Genomic DNA, 2,659 nt, shown 5'->3' with positions numbered 1-2,659 from the left:
CGAGGGCGGTCGTGCCGGTCAGGAGCTCGATCGCGCCGACCGTGACGGTGCTGCCGCCGGTGCCCAGGGTGATGACGTCGGTGCCGACATCGCCAGTCAGGGACTCGATGCCGCTGACCAGCAGGGTGTTGCCCGCGGTGCCCAGCGTGACGACGTCGGTGCCAACACCGCCGGTGATCGTCTCAAGCAGGTTCACCAGCATGGTGGAGCCGGACGTGCCGATCGTGATCACGTCGGTGCCAACACCGCCGGTGATCGTCTCAAGCAGGTTCACCAGCATGGTGGAGCCGGACGTGCCGATCGACACCACGTCGGTGGTGTTGCTGCCCACCAGGGTTTCCAGCAGCGAAACCTGGAGGGTGGAACCGGCAGTCAAGGTAATGAAATCGGTTCCAGCGCTGCCGATCAGAGTCTCAAGCGCCGAAATCGACACCGTGTTACCGGACGTTCCGAGCGTGATGACATCGGTACCAACGTCGCCGATAATTTCTGAGTACGTGTTACCCAATGTTAGGGTCGAACCCGTAGTGACCCCTACGTTGTATGGGGTTCCAGCCATTAGTAATCCCCTTCAGGTTTGGTTCGCCGGCGGATGAACCATTCTTTGAGGTGTGCGTCACACTGGCTGCAGGCAGACAGACTCAGTCCTAGCGCGAACTAACACACCGTGCCCTTGTTATCCGAAGCACCGCGCCTATGGCAATCCGTTTCTACCGAAATGGGTAGGTCGAAGTAGCCTGCACTGCGCGCGCGCCTTGGATGGTGTACCGAACGGTTGAGCGACCCTCCACCAAGCCTTTGCAATGGCTTAGGAAATGTCGGGTATGGCGAAATAGCCACAGGCCGCATGAAGTTGGCGTTACAAACTATTCCGACAGGTCGGGCCTAGAGCTTGGCCGCAGGAAGGAGGCGACGTCCTCGAATCGAGAGCGAGACGACGAAGACTTGCGCGACTTGCATAACTTGACCACCGCTATAAGGCCAAGCCCTGGCTTCGACAATGACGACCTTTCTGTTACAAGTTGATAACACGGACTGTATTTCGTTGATCGCCGCCGCGAGGATGCGCTTGGAGAATTCGGGAACACCCGCTATTCCCTTGCGGCGACAGGCGCCGCCGGACAGCCACCACACGAAGAAACCCAAGGGTTAGGGACGATCGATCGAGCATGGCGACCATTCAGGACGCGCTCGCCGCAGCAGTGCGGCATCATCAGAGCGGCCAGCTGGCCGCAGCAGCGCGGATTTACCGCCGTATCCTGGAGATCGCGCCCGACCAGCCCGACGCCCTGCATCTGCTGGGACTGGTCGCCCGGCGCGCCGGGCAGGGGGAGACTGCGCTCCGCCTGATGGTCCGCGCCCTGCGGATCGATCCGGCCATGGCGGAAACGCGGCTGAACCTGGGCAACCTGCTGCGCGACCAGGGGCATGCGGCCGGGGCGGCGGCGGCCTATCGCCGCGCCATCGCCCTGCGTCCAGACTTCACCGCCGCCTATGAGACTCTGGGTGGGCTGCAACGCGGGCTGGCCCGTCTGGCCGATGCCGAACACGCCTGCCGCCGGGCGGTCAAGCTCGCCCCCGCCGGGGCGGAGGGCCATGCGGGGCTCGCCAACGTCCTGCAGGAGCGCGACGCCCTGCCGGACGCCGTCGCCGCCTATGCCCGCGCCCTTGCCCTCGCCCCCGCCCACATGGCCACCTGCAACAACCTGGGCATCGCGCTGCGCGGTCTGGACAAGACGGGATCCGGAGCGGCGGCGGCGTGGCACCGCCGCGCCGTGGCGCTCGACCCGTATTTCGCCGCTGGCCACAGCAGCCTGGGCCTGGCCTTGCAGGAACAGGGACGGCTGGAGGAGGCGCCCCACGCCCACGCCCGCGCGGTCGCCGTCGACCCGGGCTTCGCCGGCGCCTATGCCAACCACAGCAACGCCCGGCTGAACCAGAACCGGCTGAGTGAGGCGATCGCCGGCTTCCGCCGCGCCGTCGCCATCGACCCGGCCAACCCGGATGCCCGCCGCAATCTCGGCATGGCCCTGCTGGTCGCCGGCCGCTTCGAGGAGGGCTGGCGCGAATACGAATGGCGCTTGCGCTGCAAGGACGCCCCAACCCACGCCGCCATGCCCAAGCCGCGCTGGATGGGTGAGCCGCTGGAGGGGCGCCGCATCCTGCTGCATGGCGAACAGGGATTGGGCGATGCCCTGCAGTTCTGCCGTTACGTCCCCCTGGTGGCGGCGCGCGGCGGCCGGGTGATCTTAGGCTTGCCGGCTCCGCTGGAGCGGGTGATGGCCGGGCTGCCCGGCGTGGAGCGCTTCGTCAGCGGCCAGCTGCCCACCGACGCCTTCGACCTGCATTTGCCGATGCTGAGCCTGGGCGAGGTGTTCGGAACCCAGATGGACACCATCCCGCATCGCGTTCCCTACCTGACGGCGGAACCGGATCTGGTGGCGCGCTGGGGCGAGCGGCTGAAGGGGCTGTCAGGCCTGAAGGTCGGCATCGTCTGGGCGGGATCGCCGACCCACGGCAACGACAAGAACCGCTCCATTGGGCTCGCCCCCTTCGCCCGGCTGGCCGCCATTCCCGGCGTCAGCCTGGTCTCCATCCAGAAAGGCCCGACCGAAGGACAGGCCGCCAACCCGCCCGGTGGCTTTCCCCTGCTGAACCT

Annotated in this window: 1 protein-coding gene and 1 pseudogene; one reads left to right on the top strand and one right to left on the bottom strand. The window is 66.5% G+C overall.

The genetic code is table 11. The annotated features are described in order from the left end of the window. Positions 1 to 376, bottom strand: a pseudogene (locus TSH20_RS32205) (hypothetical protein); the annotation flags it as partial. Positions 377 to 1,169: 793 nt separating this feature from the next. Between TSH20_RS32205 and TSH20_RS32200 the strand changes: the two are divergent. Beyond that, positions 1,170 to 2,659, top strand: a 1,490-nt coding sequence (locus tag TSH20_RS32200; protein ID WP_247874552.1) for a tetratricopeptide repeat protein, incomplete at its 3' end; no start/stop codon positions are given.

Origin of the sequence: Azospirillum sp. TSH20, from assembly GCF_003115935.1 — a bacterium.
Classification (GTDB): domain Bacteria; phylum Pseudomonadota; class Alphaproteobacteria; order Azospirillales; family Azospirillaceae; genus Azospirillum.
Note: the sequence above shows the minus strand (reverse complement) of the source record. Positions and strands in the feature narration are given on the sequence as shown.